Source organism: Flintibacter sp., from assembly GCF_046973065.1.
In genome coordinates this window covers 1-18,595 of the sequence record NZ_JBKVXZ010000048.1, presented here as the reverse complement: position 1 = coordinate 18,595, position 18,595 = coordinate 1, and the positions used below count along the sequence as shown (strand labels likewise).

Annotated in this window: 14 protein-coding genes and 1 pseudogene; 14 read left to right on the top strand and 1 reads right to left on the bottom strand. The window is 51.6% G+C overall.

The features are described from left to right. Window positions 1-39 precede the first annotated feature (39 nt). The 11 genes and pseudogenes from ACLTXB_RS14435 to ACLTXB_RS14385 all read left to right on the top strand — a co-directional run bounded on the left by ACLTXB_RS14435 (window position 40) and on the right by ACLTXB_RS14385 (window position 15,457). Window positions 40-597 carry a TetR/AcrR family transcriptional regulator gene (locus ACLTXB_RS14435; protein ID WP_287553896.1) on the top strand — a complete coding sequence of 186 codons (558 nt, stop codon included), beginning with the start codon at window positions 40-42 and terminating at the stop codon, window positions 595-597. A gap of 339 nt (window positions 598-936) precedes the next feature. Then, window positions 937-1,953 (top strand): lysylphosphatidylglycerol synthase transmembrane domain-containing protein, encoded by a 1,017-nt coding sequence (locus ACLTXB_RS14430; protein WP_298730621.1) that lies wholly within the window; start codon window positions 937-939, stop codon window positions 1,951-1,953. Between the two features lie 62 nt (window positions 1,954-2,015). Continuing rightward, window positions 2,016-3,173, top strand: coding sequence for a methionine adenosyltransferase (metK, locus tag ACLTXB_RS14425; protein WP_412260377.1), 1,158 nt, complete (start codon window positions 2,016-2,018; stop codon window positions 3,171-3,173). Between the two features lie 92 nt (window positions 3,174-3,265). After that, window positions 3,266-4,936, top strand: a complete 1,671-nt coding sequence (locus ACLTXB_RS14420) for a nucleoside kinase (RefSeq protein WP_366522020.1) — start codon at window positions 3,266-3,268, stop codon at window positions 4,934-4,936. 141 nt (window positions 4,937-5,077) lie between these two features. Further along, on the top strand, window positions 5,078-5,920 hold the full coding sequence (locus ACLTXB_RS14415) for a DegV family protein (protein ID WP_317336311.1): 843 nt from the start codon (window positions 5,078-5,080) through the stop codon (window positions 5,918-5,920). A 47-nt stretch (window positions 5,921-5,967) separates the two neighbouring features. Next, a complete protein-coding gene (glgB, locus tag ACLTXB_RS14410; RefSeq protein WP_317336309.1) occupies window positions 5,968-7,767 on the top strand; it encodes a 1,4-alpha-glucan branching protein GlgB in 1,800 nt (599 codons plus the stop codon). 128 nt (window positions 7,768-7,895) lie between these two features. After that, window positions 7,896-9,671, top strand: a pseudogene (locus ACLTXB_RS14405) (oleate hydratase). 100 nt (window positions 9,672-9,771) lie between these two features. Beyond that, on the top strand, window positions 9,772-10,362 hold the full coding sequence (locus tag ACLTXB_RS14400) for an HdeD family acid-resistance protein (protein ID WP_412260382.1): 591 nt from the start codon (window positions 9,772-9,774) through the stop codon (window positions 10,360-10,362). 70 nt (window positions 10,363-10,432) lie between these two features. Next, window positions 10,433-11,788, top strand: a complete 1,356-nt coding sequence (locus ACLTXB_RS14395; protein ID WP_412260385.1) for a radical SAM protein — start codon at window positions 10,433-10,435, stop codon at window positions 11,786-11,788. A 21-nt stretch (window positions 11,789-11,809) separates the two neighbouring features. Continuing rightward, window positions 11,810-14,623, top strand: a complete 2,814-nt coding sequence (locus ACLTXB_RS14390) for an acetoacetate decarboxylase family protein (RefSeq protein WP_412260388.1) — start codon at window positions 11,810-11,812, stop codon at window positions 14,621-14,623. Window positions 14,624-14,701: 78 nt separating this feature from the next. After that, entirely contained in the window at window positions 14,702-15,457 is a 756-nt protein-coding gene (locus ACLTXB_RS14385) for an SDR family NAD(P)-dependent oxidoreductase (protein WP_428227482.1), read from the top strand. A gap of 213 nt (window positions 15,458-15,670) precedes the next feature. Here the strand turns inward: ACLTXB_RS14385 and ACLTXB_RS14380 are convergent, their stop codons facing one another. Next, complete coding sequence (locus ACLTXB_RS14380; RefSeq protein WP_308542065.1) at window positions 15,671-16,639, bottom strand: DUF6076 domain-containing protein; 969 nt, start codon at window positions 16,637-16,639, stop codon at window positions 15,671-15,673. A 558-nt stretch (window positions 16,640-17,197) separates the two neighbouring features. Between ACLTXB_RS14380 and ACLTXB_RS14375 the strand changes: the two genes are divergently transcribed. From ACLTXB_RS14375 to mobL, 3 genes are all read left to right on the top strand, one after another. Beyond that, window positions 17,198-17,524: a helix-turn-helix domain-containing protein gene (locus ACLTXB_RS14375; protein ID WP_287224733.1), complete on the top strand. Its 327-nt coding sequence runs from the start codon at window positions 17,198-17,200 to the stop codon at window positions 17,522-17,524. A gap of 443 nt (window positions 17,525-17,967) precedes the next feature. Next, the gene (locus tag ACLTXB_RS14370; RefSeq protein WP_317336532.1) at window positions 17,968-18,396 is read left to right on the top strand and encodes a hypothetical protein; all 429 of its coding nucleotides are present in this window, start codon (window positions 17,968-17,970) and stop codon (window positions 18,394-18,396) included. After that, a partial coding sequence (gene mobL, locus ACLTXB_RS14365; RefSeq protein WP_428227481.1) for a relaxase MobL occupies window positions 18,384-18,595 on the top strand: 212 nt, incomplete at its 3' end. The genes ACLTXB_RS14370 and mobL, both read left to right, overlap by 13 nt.

The window sequence follows — 18,595 nt, the reverse complement described above, 5'->3', positions numbered from 1 at the left end:
TGTTGATATAGCGGAAATCAAATGAGGGAGGCGTGAACCGTGGCCGGTTTTGCAAAAAAAGCGATTCGGGATTCGTTTATTAAGCTGTTGAATGAGAGGCCTCTAAGCCAAATCACTGTCCGGGATATCGTGGATGCCTGTGGTGTTAACCGTAACACCTTTTATTATTATTTTCAGGATATTCCCCAATTGGTAGAAACGATTATTAACGAGGATGCGAATCGGGTGATTCAGGAACATCCCTCTATTGAGTCCGTCGAGGACTGTCTCAATGCCGCCATAAGGTTTGCATTGGAAAACCGGAAAGCGGTACTGCACATTTATCACTCCATCAACCGGGATATCTATGAACAGTACCAATGGCGGGTATGTGAGCACGCAGTTACGACTTATGTAGATGGAATTCTGGCCGGACGGACCGTGGCGGAGCCGGACCGAAAGCTGATGATTGATTATTTGAAATGCATGTGTTTTGGCTTTGTCGTCGGCTGGCTGGAAACAGGGATGCAGGAAGGTATTCAATCGCGGTTCCATCGGATTTGCGAATTGAAGCGCGGCGATTTGGACGCGATGATTACCCGATGTGAAAAGAAATAAAACTTTGGCTTTTCTTAAGAACATAGAATCAGACAAAAGCAGCCCCTGTGCCTAAAAAACAGGCACAGGGGCTGCTTTTGTCCATATGATGTGCGGGTGTTTCTAAGTACAATTGAAGCAGGCTTGGTCGGGCATTGCTGCGCAAACACATCCGTAATGCTGCTGGTCTTATAGTTACCTCTTATCGGCTACACATAGAACAGTGAAAGCCCATAGTCGAGTCCATTCAGATGTTACTACATTTCCCCAGCGTCATGAAGGAACAAGCAAAGTTCAGTGAGTTTCTGATTCTTCTATTTCCGCTGTTTAGCGAAACATTTTATCTTTTAGAGGTCTCCTATGGATAAGAAACAATGGAAAACAGTAGCAATCAGTGCCGCTACACTTTTGCTTTTATTCCTGCTGGTAATTTGGGTGTTTCGGGATCATTATCAGGAGATTTTGCGGAATATCCAGGCCGTCAGCATCAGAGAACTGTTGCTCCTGCTGGGCATGGGTCTTGCTTATCAAATGCTTGAATCAGCAGTCTGCTTTGCGATGATTCGCCGTCGACTCCCAACATTTTCATATCGGCAAGCGGTAGAGGTGACCTTCCTTGGCGTTTTCGGAAACGTATCTACGCTTTCCGTCGGCTCTGTTCCCATGCAAAGCTATTACCTGCATCACTGCGGTATGATGACAGGCTGTGGCATTGGTACCATGATGCTGGAGTACATATTTCATAAGAGTTCTGTTTTAATCTACACCACCGTTATGCTGTTATTTCAGGGCCGCTGGCTCAGCGAAACTGGCCGCGGCTTTTCCCGCTACATACCGTTGGGATATGGAATCTGCGCTCTGATTATAGCGGCACTGGTTCTGCTGTGCGCCTGGGAAAAGGTGCAGTGGTTTGCATCCTGGGTGATTGATCATTTGCCGAATACGGAAAAATGGGAAGGCCGCAAGCGTCTGTGGAAAGACAATCTATCTTCGCTTCATACGGAATCCCCCAAATTGCTTCATGACCACTGGTGCCTTCTCAAAGTGCTGTTATTCAATGGTCTAAAGCTATTTTGCCTTTACACCATACCGTTTCTCTGTATGGAGATATTGGGAATATCTGGTCCCTCCTTCTGGCACGTACAGCTGCTGACCGCACTGATGCATCTGATCTCCAACGCCCTGCCCAATGTGGCGGGCGTGGGGCCAGTGGAGTTTGCCTTCGTGCTGATATTTTCCCACTATATGGAATATGCCCAGGCATCCTCCGCTCTGATTCTATTCCGCGTCGCAACATTCTTTTTCCCATTTATCCTCAGCATCCTCGTATTCCTGCGCGCACAAAGGCGTGTACTGAACGATTCTCAGAAAACCTGATCCATCGCAATAGAAAGTGAGAACTCTCTGTTAGAGAAAAAATACAACAGGAGATGTGAGCTATGAGAAAATTCTTGACTTCCGAATCGGTCACTGAAGGCCATCCTGACAAAATCTGTGATTTTGTTGCGGACAGTATTCTCGATGCGTTGCTGAACGAAGATCCCAAATCCCGGAGTGCAGTAGAGGTCACAGCGGAACCGGGAGCCATGCACATCATGGGCGAGATCACCAGCAAGGCATCCCCAAATTTTGAGAAGATTGCCCGCCGCTGTATTGCAAAAATCGGCTATACAAGGCCCGAATATGGGTTTGACGCAAAAAGTGTCAATATTACTTGCTCCATCCATGAGCAGTCTCCTGACATCGCAATGGGTGTGGATGCGGCCGCCGACGGCTCCAAGGATGTGGGTGCCGGCGATCAGGGTATGATGTTCGGCTACGCCTGCGATGAGACCACCGAATTGATGCCGCTGTCTATCACCTTGGCCCACGCCCTGACCTGCCGCTTGACGGAAGTCCGAAAGTCTGGCCTATTGCCCTACCTGCGTCCGGATGGAAAGGCACAGGTCACAGTGGAGTATGTGGATGGTGCGCCAATACGGGTAGACACTGTGGTAGTCTCTGCCCAACACGATCCGGATATTGATATGAAGGTGCTACGCAAGGATATTTTGGAGCGGGTTGTGTTCCCCGTCATTGATGCCAAGCTACTGGACGAAAACACGAAATACTATATCAATCCCACGGGGCGCTTTGTGCTGGGAGGACCCGCCGCGGACACCGGTCTGACCGGAAGAAAGATCATCTGCGATACTTATGGCGGCATCGGCCATCACGGCGGCGGAGCGTTCTCCGGCAAAGATGCCACGAAGGTTGACCGGAGCGCCGCATATATGGCCCGCCACGTCGCGAAAACCGCGGTGGCGGCGGGTGCTGCCAAGCAGTTGGAACTGCAGCTGGGCTATGCCATCGGTGTCTCTGAGCCAGTGTCCGTTTCTGTGGAAACCTTTGGGACAGGCCGGCTGCCGGATGATGTACTGTGCGACTGGGTCCGCAATTGCTTTGACCTGCGCCCCGGAGCCATCATCCAATATTTAAAACTGGACAGTCCCATTTTTGCTGAGACCACAAATTATGGCCATTTCGGGAGAAACGGATTCCCCTGGGAGCAGGTAAATGAAACCGCGATGGATGCACTGAAAATGCGGCTTGTTTAAAAGCCGCATTTTTCATACTGGGTGGAGACGTGACGTTGTGAAAGAATTTGCTGTATCTCGAACCTGTGCGGAGAATTAGAGGAGGCTGTTCTATGGAAAATACGAGAATGATGAAAGTGAACGTGGATGGCGTTGAATATATTTATCCAAAAGGAACTCTGTATCAGGCGATAGCTGCTGATTTTCAGGAAGGATATGCGCATGATATTTTGCTTGTCAATCGAAACGGGAAACTCTGTGAACTGCACAAGGCTTTGGATAGGGATTGCACGCTGAAAATGATTACGGTAGAAGAAAAGCCGGGGATGCAGACTTATGAACGCAGTGTGGTTTTTCTGATGCTGAAAGCCTTCTATGATGTGGTTCGCAAGGAGAATGTTGAGCGCGTTTCCGTCGAGTATTCCATCAGCCATGCCTTGTTTATCCGGGCAAAGGGGGCCTTCACACTGGGACAGGAGCTGCTGAACCAGGTTGAAGGCCGCATGAGGGCGATTTCCGAACAGGCAGTACCTATTCGGAAAGAATCCATCAATACCGATGATGCTGTAGAACTGTTTCGCAAAACACAAATGTACGACAAGGCGCAGCTGCTCAGCTTTCGGATCAATTCCCATGTCAATATTTATTTTCTGGATGAGTTTTCAGATTATTTTTACGGCTACATGGTTCCTGATACGGGGTATTTGAAATGCTTTGGCCTGCAGCTGTTTGAGAGCGGATTTGTTCTGCGTCTGCCAGATCAAAAGAATCCCAGTCAGCTGGGAGCGTTCCATCCCTCCATGAAGGTATTCCGGGAACTTTACGACGCCACCCTCAGATCTGAGGCGCTGCATATCTCTAATGTTGCGGAGATGAACGGAGTCATTTCACAGGGAAATGCTACACACATGATCCTTGCGCACGAGGCAATGATGGAAAAGAAAATCGGAGATATTGCAGGTGAAATTGCAGCCCGGAAGGATGTTCGCTTCGTTATGATTGCCGGCCCTTCGTCCTCAGGAAAGACGACATTTTCCCATCGCCTGTCCACCCAGCTTTTGGCGTGCGGCCTGCACCCACATGCCATCGCAACGGACAATTATTTTAAAAACCGCTCCGAGACGCCCTTGGATCAAAACGGTCAGTATGATTTTGAGAGTTTGGGCGCCATGGATGTTGAGCAGTTCAATGCGGATATGACACGGCTCCTAAGGGGTGAGACGGTGGAAATCCCACAGTTCAACTTCAAAAAGGGCGTCCGTGAATACAACGGCGACTATCTGACCCTGGGAGCGCAGGATGTTCTTGTCATCGAGGGCATCCACTGCCTGAACGATCAGCTTTCCTATTCTCTGCCGAAAGAGAGCAAATACAAAATCTACATCAGCTGCCTGACTACGCTGAATGTCGATGACCACAACTACATCCCCACAACAGACGCACGACTTTTGCGAAGGATCGAACGGGATGCAAGGACCCGGGGTTACAGCGCCAGGGCTACCATTCAGATGTGGCCGTCTGTAAGAAGAGGAGAAGAAAACAATATTTTCCCGTTTCAAGACAGTGCGGACATGATTTTCAACTCGGCACTGATTTATGAAATCGCCCTTTTGAAACCCTTTGTGGAACCGCTGCTTTTTGGCGTTCCAAAAGATTGTGAGGAATACATCGAGGCAAAGCGCTTGCTGAAATTCTTAAACTATTTTTTACCCATTCCAGCAGACGACGTGCCAAAAACCTCCCTGATGCGAGAATTCATTGGCGGAGGCTGTTACAAAGTATAAATCAGTATTGGTGGAAACAGCCATTCAGGACCCCACAACTCTGGCAATTTATCGATTCTTGTTTGCTTAAATAGTTTTGTCCTTTGGGGCAGGCAATTATTTGGGCTCTGATTCGTAAAAAGGAAGTCTTAGGAGGACAATATGAGTATTAAAATTGTGACGGATTCAACCTGCGATTTGCCCCGGGAACTCATTCATGCACATCATATTTCGGTGATCCCCCTGCACATAAACAAAGGAGAAGACTCCTTTTTGGATGGCCTCGAAATCACGCCGGAGGATATCTTTTCTTATGTGGAAAAAGGAGGAGATATCTGCACAACAGCTGCGCCAAATCCTATGGAGCTGTCAGAATATTTCGAGGAACTCAGCCTGCAATATGAAGCGGTTATCATGATTACAATTGGCTCCGGTTTTTCAAGCTGCTATCAAAATGCAGTGATTGCTGCCAGTGAATTTTCCAATGTGTACATAGTGGATTCAAAGAATCTATCCAGTGGTCAGGGGATTATTGTAATGGAAGCGGCCAAAATGGCAGAACAGGGCGTCTCACCCGAAAAGATATGTATGCGCTTGGAGAGTGCCGCAAGCCGTGTCAATGCCAGCTTTATTCTTGACCGGTTGGACTATATGCGAAAGGGCGGCCGTTGTTCTTCCGTTGCGGCACTGGGGGCAGATTTGATGCATCTGAAACCGTGCATCGAAGTCAGCGGTGGAATCATGCGCGTAGGAAAAAAGTATCGGGGTTCTCTGGAAAAAGTCATGTATCAATATACCAAAGACCGCATTTCGGTACCCGGAAATATTTCTGATGGACGTGTCTATATTGTATATCCATCTGCTAAGCGGGAAGCTGTGGACGCTGCGAGGCAGGTCCTGACCGAAGATAAAAGATTCACTGATATTCAAGAGACCTTCGCGGGCTGCACAGTAGCATGCCATTGCGGACCCAACACGATTGGTGTGATGTTTCTTGAGGATTAGAAAACAAATAATGGAAAAGCGAGCAGCTGTTGTGATAGGAGCAGAACATGGATTTTCATGGATTTTATACTGGTAAAATTTTTGATGCCTATCAATATCTCGGCGCTCATATAACGGACGCCGGCGTAGTATTCCGCACCTTTGCTCCGGGAGCGCAGAAGGTTTCGCTGATTGGAGAATGCAGCCAATGGCGGGAATACGATATGAATCGGGTCTATGATGGAAACTTCTGGGAGCGTTATGTGGACAGTGTCAAACCGGGAAGCATGTACAAATACCGGATTTATGAAAAAAGCGGTAGCTGCGTTGACCACTGTGATCCGTATGGTTTTGGAATGGAGTTGAGGCCCAATTCCGCATCCATCGTTCGGGATATGAACTCCTACCAGTTCCATGACTCAGCCTGGATGCTTTCCCGCTCTGACTGCAAAAACAGGCCACTTAATATCTATGAACTCCATTTCGGATCATTCCGAAAGCCATCGGAGAGAGCGGATGATTGGTATACTTATGAGGAAATGGCGGATATTTTGATTCCGTATCTCAAGCAAAACGGATATAACTATCTGGAAATTATGCCGCTGAACGAGCATCCCTGCGATGAATCCTGGGGCTATCAAAGCACGGGCTTTTTCAGCCCGACCTCCCGTTATGGAACAGCAGATCAGCTAAAGGCCTTTGTAGACGCCTGCCATCAGAATGGCATAGGTGTCATCATGGATTTTGTTCCGGTACATTTTGCGGTAGACGGCTATGCTTTAGCTCAATTTGACGGCACAGCTTTGTATGAGTACCCCCATGCGGCAGTGGGTGTCAGTGAATGGGGAAGCCTAAACTTCATGCACTCTCGTGGTGAGGTTCGCAGCTTTCTGCAATCTGCCGCGAATTACTGGCTGGCGGAATTTCATGTAGATGGCCTGCGCATGGACGCAATCAGCCGCATGATTTATTGGCAGGGAGACCCTGGACGGGGTGTCAATCTGGACGCAGTAAAATTCCTGCAATATATGAATCGGGGGTTGAAGACACTGCATCCAACCGCAATTCTGATAGCGGAGGACTCCACATCCTATCCCAACGTTACAAAGTCTGTGTCTGAAAACGGCCTTGGATTTGACTATAAGTGGGACATGGGCTGGATGAACGACACCTTGGATTACTGCCGCACGGCTCCCGCATATCGCGGCATGAACTATCATAAGCTGACCTTTTCCATGATGTATTACTATCATGACCATTTTCTTCTGCCGCTGTCCCATGATGAAGTCGTTCACGGAAAAGCTACAATCCTGCAAAAAATGAACGGTCAATATGAGAAGAAATTCCCTCAAGCCAGAATTCTCTATATGTATATGTATGCCCATCCGGGGAAAAAGCTGAATTTTATGGGGAATGAGATTGGGCAACTGCGAGAGTGGGATGAAAAGCGGCAGCAGGACTGGAACTTGTTGGATTTTCCTGTACATCGGGAGTTCCATCGCTTCATGATGGACTTGAACCATATTTATCTGCAACATCTTGCTCTGTCTGAAAAAGATTACGATCCCGATGGCTTTCGGTGGCTGGACTGCCATCAGGAGGAGCGGTGTATCTACGCCTTTGAACGCATAGGAAGCAGTGAACGAATCATCGCTGTCTTTAATTTTTCCAACTGTGAACAGATATACCAATTAAAGGTACGGAATTCGCAAACTGTCCAGGTGCTGCTGAGCAGTAATTGGGTAATTTACGGCGGCGATGAAACAAGTTGCGGCGCAAATTTGACGCCCAAAAACAACATACTGGAATTGACGATGAAACCCTATACGGCGCTTTATATGGTGGTGTGCAGTACAAATAAAAACTGAGTACAAAATACAGACAAAAGCAGTCCCTTTGCCTAAAAAACAGGCATGGGGGCTGCTTTTGCCCATATCATGTGCAGGAGTTTCCGGCTACAATACAAGCACAAACAAAAAACAAGGAGGCGCACAATATGTATTATGCAAGCGGCACTTATGAAGCATTTGCACGTCCTTTGAAGCCGGAGGGCGTTGACCAGAAGTCGGCCTATATTATCGGCACCGGGCTGGCGGCCCTGACCGCAGCCTGCTATCTGGTGCGGGATGGTCAGATGAAAGGTGAGCACATCCATCTCTTTGAGAAAGACCCCATCCCCGGTGGAGCCTGCGACGGCTGGGAGTATCCCGGTGTGGGATATGTCATGCGCGGCGGCCGCGAGATGGACAATCATTTTGAGGTCATGTGGGATCTGTTCCACTCCATTCCTTCCATTGAGACGGAGGGCGTCAGTGTTCTGGACGAATACTACTGGCTGAACAAAAAGGACCCCAACTACTCCCTCTGCCGTGCCACTGTCAATCGGGGCGAGGATGCCCACACCGACGGGAAGTTTGCCCTGTCCGACAAGGCGGCCATGGAGATCATGAAGCTGTTCTTCACCCCCGACGAGCAGCTTTATGACAAGCGCATCACGGATTTCTTTGACGACGAGGTACTGAACTCCAACTTCTGGCTCTACTGGCGCACTATGTTCGCCTTCGAGAACTGGCACAGCGCCCTGGAGATGAAACTCTACATCAAACGCTTCGTCCACCATGTGGGCGGTCTGCCGGATTTCAAGGCCCTGCGATTCACGAAGTACAACCAGTATGAGTCCATGATCCTCCCCATGATCAAGTATCTGGAATCTCACAATGTCCAGTTCCACTACAACACCAAGGTCGTCAATGTGGAATTCGACATCCAAACCGACAGGAAGCTCGCCAAACGCGTCGAACTGCTTGTGGACAACAGGACCGAATACGTGGACCTGACCGAGAATGATCTGGTGTTCATCACCAACGGCGGCTGCGTGGAAAACTCCACCATTGGTTCCCAGAATGCTCCTGCTGCCTTCAACACTGAGATTAAGCCGGGCGGCGGCTGGGATATGTGGCGTAAGATTGCCGCCTAGGACCCCTCCTTCGGCCATCCCGATAAGTTCTGCTATGATCCCGAGCAGTCCAACTGGATGAGTGCCACTGTCACTACTCTGGACCAGAAGATCATTCCCTATATCAAGAACATCTGTAAGCGCGATCCGTTCAGCGGCGGCGTTGTCACCGGCGGCATCGTCACGGTGAAGGACTCCAGCTGGCTTCTCAGCTGGACTATCAACCGCCAGCCCCAGTTCCGCAGCCAGCCCAAGGACCAGTGCCTGGTCTGGGTCTACGGGCTGTTTTCCGATAAGCCGGGCGACTATGTGAAAAAGCCCATGCGGGAGTGCACCGGCAAAGAGATCTGCATGGAGTGGCTGTACCACATCGGCGTGCCGGAGAGCGAAATTGTGGAGTTAGCCGAGCACAGCGCCAATACCGTGCCGGTCATGATGCCTTATATCACTGCTTTCTTTATGCCCCGCGCCGCGGGCGACCGCCCCGACGTTGTTCCCGAGGGTGCCGTCAACTTTGCCTTCCTGGGCCAGTTTGCCGAGACTAAGCGGGACACCATCTTCACCACCGAGTACTCCATGCGCACCGGCATGGAGGCCGTTTATACCCTGTTGGACATCGACCGGGGTGTGCCGGAGGTTTGGGGCAGCACCTATGATATCCGTGACCTGTTAAACGCGACTATCCAAATGCGGGACGGCAAGCCGCTGACGGAGATGGACCTGGGCTTCAAGGAGAAAATGGTTGTCAAAAAGCTGCTGGAGAAGATTCAGGGAACCGACATTGAAAAACTGCTGAAAGAATATCATGTCATTTAAACCAGAATGTTCTGGTAAATGAAACGGGGCTCCCACACTCAGCCGAGCCTGTCAGAGTGTGGGAGCCCCATTCTATAACAAAGGGAAGGAGATGTTGGCAGTGCCCTCAAATAAGCGGATTTGGGCCGCAAAGGTCGGCTATATTATCATTTCCATACTGATTGGTGTGCTGGGCATTGTGCTGATCGCTGTTCCGAATTTTTCCGTTTCGCTGTTATGCCGACTTGGCGGCGGAATCCTGATTCTGTTCGGCATTGTAAAAATTATCGGCTATTGCTCAAATGACTTATACCGATTGGCTTTTCAATATGATTTGGCAATTGGTATTTTGCTCATTGCGATTGGCGCGATTCTGATACTCCGCACACGCATTATGACCAGTCTCATCTGCGTTCTTCTGGGAATTTATACGCTTGCCGATGCGCTTTTGAAAATACAAATTTCCGTCGATTCAAAAGCATTTGGCATTTGCCAGTGGTGGCTGATCCTCGTGGTGGCGATTATCACCGGCGTCGTTGGCTTTCTGCTGGTTTTCCGCCCGTCAGAAAACGCACGGATTGTTATGATTTTGCTGGGACTGGCCCTCCTTATGGAAGGTGCATTGAATTTCATTACGGTTCTGACATCTGTTAAAGTCAATCACCATCAAACGCCGATTGTCACCGGAAGTGAACATGAGGAAATCAAGTAGAATTTGTACCTATACATGCCCATAGAGCTTTTATAAAAAGAAATCAAAATACATAAGGGAGGATGTCATAATGAATGCTTCAACAGCAATCAAAAAATTCGGATTGGAGCAGGCCTTCAACTACCTGTATAAGGATCCAAAAGAAAATCTCGTAAAGCTGATGGATTGGGCGGATAAGTTTGCAGGCGGCGAGTTTGAAACGCAGCGGAAGCTCATCCGCGAGGCGATCACGGATCCGAAGCACCCCTACTATCCCTTCATTCAGCGGCTTCTCACAGACATCGACCCGGAGGTCATGAAGACCATCGCCGTGAACTTCTTTATCAACGCCTCCTTGGTTGGATGGCCCAAGCAGGAGGAGTGCCGCAAGAAATATGGCTGCAATATTCCATGGGCCATTCTTCTGGACCCCACCAGTGCCTGCAACCTCCACTGCACCGGCTGCTGGGCCGCTGAGTACGGCAACAAGCTGAACCTGACCTACGAGGAGATCGACGGCATTATCCAGCAGGGCAAGGAACTGGGAATCTACATGTACATCTACACCGGCGGTGAGCCGCTGGTGCGCAAGAAGGACCTGATCCGCCTTTGTGAAAAGCACTCCGACTGCATTTTCCTCAGCTTTACCAACGCCACACTGATCGATGAGGCCTTTGCGGATGAGATGCTACGGGTAAAGAATTTTGTCCCCGCGATTTCCCTGGAGGGCTCCGAGAGCGCCACAGATGGTCGGCGCGGCGACGGCGTGTACGGCAAGGTCATGAAGGGCATCGAGCTGCTGCTTCGGAAAAAGCTGGTCTACGGGATTTCCGCCTGCTACACCAGCGCCAATTTCGAGTCCATTACCTCTGAGGCGTTCTTCGATCAACTAATCGGCCTGGGCTGCTATTTCATTTGGTACTTCCACTATATGCCGGTGGGCAATGACGCCTCTCCGGAGCTGCTGCCCACGCCGGAGCAGCGGATCGCTACCTATCACCGCATCCGGAAATACCGGGCGGAGAAGCCCCTGTTCGCCATGGACTTCCAGAACGACGCGGAGTATGTGGGTGGCTGTATTGCCGGCGGCCGCAGGTATCTGCACATCAATGCCAACGGTGATATGGACCCCTGCGTGTTCATTCACTACTCCGACAGCAACATCCGGGAAAAGACGCTGCTGGAGTGCCTCCAGTCTCCCATCTTTATGGCCTATCATGACGGGCAGCCCTTTAATAAGAATATGCTTCGCCCCTGTCCCATGCTGGAGAATCCCCAGCTTTTGCGTGAAATGGTGCATAAGACCGGCGCCCACTCCACGGACCTGCAATCGCCCGAGAGTGTGAATCACCTGTGTGACAAGTGCGTTACCTACGCAGAGAACTGGAAACCCGAGGCGGAGCGGCTGTGGGAGGACAGTAAAACGCAGAAAACATGCGGTGTCTGATGATAAAAAGGAGGAGTTTCTATGTACGAAAAACTGTTCACCCCTGGAAAGATCGGCAACGTCACAGTAAAAAACCGTCTGGTCATGTCCCCCATGGGCATTGGCCTGGCGGAACTGGACGGCAGCCCCTCCGAGGATATGCTGGCCTTTTACGAGGCCCGCGCCATGGGCGGAGTCGGCCTGATCATTCCGGAGATCACCCGGGTCAATGATGTCCATGGTGCCGGACTTATGCGGCAGCTGTCCGTCACCCAGGACCGCCATATCCCCGGCCTGGCCCGGCTGGCCACGGTGGTCCATAAGCACGGGGCTAAAATCTTCATCCAGCTCCATCACCCAGGCCGGGAAACGGTCACTGCGCTCACCGGCGGGCAGCCGGTTGTCTCCGCCTCGGCCATTCCCTGCAAATACCTTCAACAGGAGACCCGGGCGCTGACCACTGAGGAAGTCCAGCAGCTGATTACCCAATTCGTGGCTGGCGCAGTGCGGGTACAGAAGGCGGGCTGTGATGGTGTGGAGCTTCACGCCGCCCACGGCTATCTGCTCCAGCAGTTCCTGTCTCCCTATACCAACAAGCGGGAGGACCAGTACGGAGGCAGCTTTGAAAACCGCCTGCGGATGCTCTCTGAGATCATCGCCGGCATCCGGGAGACCTGTGGCCCCGATTTCCCCATCGGTGTCCGCCTCAGCGTGGAGGAATTCCTGGATAAGACTGGTGTTACTGAGGACTACATCCACATCCAGGACGGCGTGAAGATCGCCATGGCTTTGGAGACCATGGGCATTGACTTTATTGATGTATCCGTGGGCCTGTACGAAACTGGCATTACCTGCGTAGAACCTATTTCCTATCCACAGGGCTGGCGGCGGGAGCTCATCAAGGCTGTCAAAGACCATGTGCATATCCCTGTCATCGGCGTTTCCTCCATCCGGGAGCCTGCTGTGGCAGAGCAATTCCTGGCTGACGGCGTCGAAGACTTTGTGTCTATGGGTCGCAGTTGGCTGGCGGATGAGCAGTGGGGCAAAAAGGTCCAGGAGGGCCGGGAAGCGGAGCTGTGCAAGTGCATCAACTGCCTGCGCTGCTTCGAAAGCCTGAATCAGTGGAATGCCGCGGGCCTTCCCCCCGAGTGCGCTCTAAATCCCCGGATGGCCCGGGAGCGGAAGTACGGCGATCTGGAGCGGGATATTCAGAGTCACACCGCCGTGGTCGTGGGTGGCGGTCCCGCAGGCATGATGGCTGCCAAAACTCTGGCGGAGCGGGGTGTGAAGGTCACGCTGCTGGATCGGGGCAGCGAACTGGGCGGTACCGTAAATCTGGCTAAAAAGCCTCCGCTGAAAGAGCGGATGCAGTGGGTGGCCGACTATTACGCCAACGCCTTCCAGCGTCTGGGCGTGGAAGTTCAGCTGAACACAGAGGTTACCGCTGACACTGTGGCGGCACTCCAGCCTGATGCCGTGGTGGTGGCCACGGGTTCTAAATCCGTGGTGCCGGAGAGCATCCCTGGCGTCCATGGTGACAATGTCCACACCATTGAGGAGGTTCTGTCCGGAAAGGTGTCCTTGTCTGGCAAACAGGCTGTGGTTATCGGCGCAGGCAACACCGGTATTGAGACTGCCGAATATCTGTGTGCCGCAGGGAACACTGTCACCATTGTGGATCAGCTGGATAAAGTGGCACCCACGGCTAACCACACCAATGTGGCGGACATCTGTGGGCGGCTGAATCAACACGGAGCCAAATTCCTGCTGGCTCACTCCCTGAAAGAGATTCGGGAGAATCAGGTCGTGTTGGAGCGGCTGGTGGATCATGCCGAGGTCACTGTCTCCGCAGATGCGGTGGTGCTGTCGCTGGGCTTCCGTCCGGACAACGCCCTGGCAGAGGAACTGCGTGCTAAGAGCATAGAAACTGTCGTAGTAGGAAGCGCCGTGAAGGATGGTACTATCGCCCCTGCTACCCGCAGTGGCTATGAGGCTGGACGTCAGCTCTTCCGCCCGATGGTGAAGGCACCCAGTTTCCGTGTGCCCGCTGAAGATCTGCCCAACTTCGGAAAGGTGTCCCTGATGCGGAATCAGGAGGGCGTATATTTGGCGTACCTGACAGATCCTGCCGCCATTGCCCGCCTGCTTCCTCCCCCGCTGAAGCCCTTCTCCATCCCTGTGGTGACACTGTCCGTCTGCCATGTGAAGGAACCTACGTTTGCCGATGACTATTACGAAGCCATTCTGGGTGCCTATGCCACTTATGGCACCACCTTGGGCCTGTATCCTCTGGGCCTGGTGCTGGGCGGTCCCGGTGCCGAAATGGCAGTCCAGTGTGGCCGGGATAACGGATCCATCCCCAAGAAACTGGGGGCTGAGTTCGTCATCCGGCGTAGCGGCGATTCCGTCACGGCTCAGGTCACCCGCCGGGGCACTCAACTGGTGGACCTGAAGATGGAGCTCGGTCAGTACAACAGCCCCTTGACCGGTACACTGTATCAGTTCCCGGCTCCAGGCAAAAAGACCTACGGCGGTGGTTTCTACTTCCATTTTGACCGGGAACCTGACCAGCAGGGCATCAGTCACTTTATGAACGGCTGCCTGCTGCAGAACCTGTGCGAATATACATACCACACCTGGGAACCCGGCTTTGCCGCATTGCAGCTTCGGTCCTCTGTGGACGATCCCTGGGCGGAACTGCCTATCCACACCATCGTGGGCGGTGCATACTCCAGCAACGACTTGATGGTTCACAAGCTGAATCTGGCGGAGAAGGTGGACGCTGATGCGGTGGTGCCCTATCTCCTCACTGGGCGCTATGACCGGACAGCGTTTATGGAAACAGGCCGGATCTGAGGAGGCCCTATCACCTGATTACACCCAAAGAAATATCATCTTTCACTGACTATATGAAATGGAAAGGAAGCGCACATGATGAAACTGGAGAACAAAGTTGCCATTATCACCGGATCGACCCGCGGCATTGGCCGCGCTACTGCCAAACTTTTTGCCGCCGAAGGCGCTAAGGTTGTCGTGGTGGGCACTAACGCAGAATTGGGCGATAGCTGTGTGGCTGAAATCAAGGCCGACGGCGGCGAGGCCATTTTCTGCAAGACCGATGTTACCTCTGAGGAGAGTCTGGCTGCGCTGGTGAAGGCTGCGCTGGATACATACGGCCGCATTGACATTCTGGTGAACAACGCGGGTGTGGGCGGTTCTACCGCTAACATGAATGACATCACCATGGATGAATGGAATAAAGTCCTGGCAACCAATCTCACCGCACCCTTCATGCTGTGCAAGAAGGTGATCCCTGTCATGGAGGAACAGGGCGGCGGCGCTATCGTCAACATTGCCTCCATGGCCTCCACTGGCGCGGGCCGGGGCGGGTTAGCCTATACCTCCGCTAAGCACGGTCTGCTGGGGCTGACCAGGCAGATGTCTATGGATCATGGCCGCACCGGCGTTCGTATCAATGCCGTGCTCCCGGGTCCCATTGAGACAGATATGATCGCTCGCGTTCTGGCAATCCCGCAGCATCCGGTGTGCATGAAGATCAAAATGAGCCCTGCCACACGAGCTGGCAGACCCGATGAGGTCGCACAAGCAGTTGCGTTCTTGGCGAGCGATGAAGCAAGCTTTATCCATGGTGCGGCTTTGGCTGTGGATGGTGGCTACACTATTTTCTGAGCGCCTGTGAAAGAACCGTAAACAATAACTAATGTGTACATTGACAAAGGAGCTGGTAGCCGTCATGGCTGCCAGTTCCTTTGTTAAGATGCCTTTTTGCAGATATCGGGTAGGTTCATGGATTAAGGTATTAGTTCCTCCAGGTACTCCTTATCAGCATCATACAGAAAGCGAAATGCTTTTTCTTATAAGTGGAAGGCCAGAGTCAGTCTCTTACGATTCCTTTAACCAAGTCGTATATTCCTCCAGTGTGATCTTTCCACTGTCGCACTCGGCCTTCTTTTCTCTGGCGCGTTCACCCCAGGCGTATAGTTCCTCCGGCAGGATCTTCCCAGACTTCGTCCAGGCGAACCGCTTTTTGTATTCCCGGCGGTATGCCTTGAAGACATCGTCCGTATCTTTTTCTCGTGTCCACTTCGCTATGGCACCGACATCCTTGCAGGTACGTCCCTTCGAGTCAAACACACGGTCACAGTATTCGGCGTTGGTTCGTCCGGTGATTGCGAAATACTTTCCGCAATTTTTGCAGACCCGCATCTTCTGTTCCCGTCTGACCCACTCACGCAGATAGTAATCGATCAAGTCATAGATGCTCTTTGGATAAAGAACTTCCGCATAGGCGTTTCGGTCGATCATCTCAAAAGATACCGTCAACGGGTGGAACTCAAAAGGACGTGGGTCTACGTGATAAGGGTCCTTGTAATAATCATAGAGCCTGCTGGAAACAGAACGTTTGCTGGCATCCATGTCCAACACACGCTCCAACAGATCCTTGATCTGCTTCTGCGCGTAGTCAATATTGCTGGGGATATGCGCAATGGCCTTGTGGGGCAGCATATCAGATGCGTGAGCAAAATTGTCCTTCTCTGCCTCGTTCAGTCTCTTGGACCAATCCAGGAACAGCAGCTTAAAGAATATATGCACATCGGATAAGCTCTGCAAGGTAAAAAATACATCTTCGGTGTATCTGGCGTCGCGGGTCCTGTACAAGTTTAAAAGCGCACGGTCGATCTTCTTGATCTGGGGTTCCCATTTCCAGATGTCCAGGTCGAGCAGGGAAAAAAGGCTTTCCGAAAACGGAAAGTCTATTTTTTTTGTAAAGCGGTCGTCAGAAACATCATCGCTGTAAATAAAATACTCTTTTCCGTTAGCGATATAGGTCTTAAACATATACTCAGACATGAAAAAACTCCCCGTCGAATTAGACTTACTATTCAAGAATAAAACGATAGGTCTTGACAGAGGGCGACCTATCGTGTTAGACTCAGAATACGGCGACCAATAAAAATGTGATACTAAAAATAAGTCTAAAATATACGTGACCAAATGTCAAGCAGATTCTATTGGCCGTTCGATGTACCTCGACAACTGAATACCCACCGCCAAAGTTCATACTCACCGGGGAAGTATCGCCAGGACCATATCATGACAGAGTTACGATATACGAGCGTACCAACGGGGCAGAAAACGCCGTGGAGGTCAGAAAGGATCACAGGGCAGGAAGGTGTATGGCGTGTGGCTGACAAACTCTTTTACGAATGGTGGTGATATTCATCGGCAATCAGAGTAAGAAAAATCTCAGCGCCCCTATCCAAAAGGAAAGCCGCCGAAACTGCTGCAACAGTCCGGCGGTGCGCCGCATTCCGAAAAACGCAGACTCCATCTGCGAACAGTCTAACAGAGAGGCACCCGGAACGCAAGAAAAAAATATCTCTGAATTTCAAAACCAGGAGGTTTCGTATGCCTGTTTTGGGTGAACGATTTTATCAAATGAGCAACGCTATTTTCTGCTATGACCTGAAACCTATTCCGCTGGCTGTGTACAGTTACCTGGTCTGCTGCGCGGGGCAGAAGGATGTGTGCTGGCCCAGCATGAAGACCATCGCCCTCCACTGCGGCTGCTCTGAAAACGCGGCGAGGGATGCGGTCAGCCTGCTGGTTGACCGCGGGTTCATCAGTAAGGTCAAAACCTCGCGGTGTGTGAAAAGCGGCAAGTGGCTCCAGGGGAACAACCACTACTACATTCTGCCGCTGCCTGATCTTCCCTCCGCAGGCCACAGTGCATGAAGGGAAAGCCCCTCAACAGATGGTGGGGAAGTGTATGAATAAGACGAAGAGTAACAAGGAAAAGTCCTGCCGCCAGGTTATCACCCCCAAAAGCGGGAATCGGACAGGGCGCGCAACTCCCACCCTGTTTGGCCGTGTAAGCGGCTGTGTGCACTTCTTCGGGGCTGGGTGGAGCCCCAGCCCCTTCAAGGGTTTTGAGGCGGTTTTCGGGAGCTTTTTACGGCTCTTCGGAGGACGAAAGGACAAGCAGGATAAAGGCTTGGGGTCACTGCCCCAGCTTTTACCCGGCACATCTGCCCGCAGTGCGGGCAGTTTCAAAGAGTCCCGGAGTTAGCAGAAATGGGGTCAAAAACAGAGAGAGAAAGAGATTCTGCGGTCGTTATCCCGCGGGACTTACGCCCACAAGAAAAAACTAGGGGTCAACCCCAAGAAAGGAGGCCTTTATGAGCCAAAAAGAGAAATTTGCCCTCTACCTGACACCGGACATGAAGGTGCGGCTGGAGCGGCGTTATACGGAAGATGGCAGCCGCAGTCTCACCGGATTTATCGAGAACGCCATCAACTTCTATCTGGACTATCTCAGCGCCAACAACGCCGGCATGTTCCTGCCGTCCTCGGTGCAGTCCTATCTGGACGGCCGGCTGGATCAGTTTGAAGATCGCATGGCGTCGCTGCTCTTCAAACAAGCGGTGGAACTGGACATGGGCATGAGTGTTCTCGCGGACTGCGTCAATCTGGATGAAGCATACCTGCGGAAAAAACGTGCGGAGAGTGCCGCTCGCGTGAAGAAGTTCAACGGACAACTGCGTCTGGAGCAGATCGTCAAGCGCACGCAGAAGCAGCGGGACGGTGATGATGGATGGCAAGACTGATCGTCAAGAGTCCGTATATCAAATGCAGAAGTGGTCAGGGTGCAGACGGTTACATGAGGTACATTGCTACACGGGAGCGGGTGGAGATCATCCCGGATGACCGTCCGCCTACCCGCAAGCAAGAGCAGCTCATCACAAAACTGACGAAAGACTTCCCGGATGTGAAAGAGCTGCTGGAGTACGAGGACTACGTGCAGAA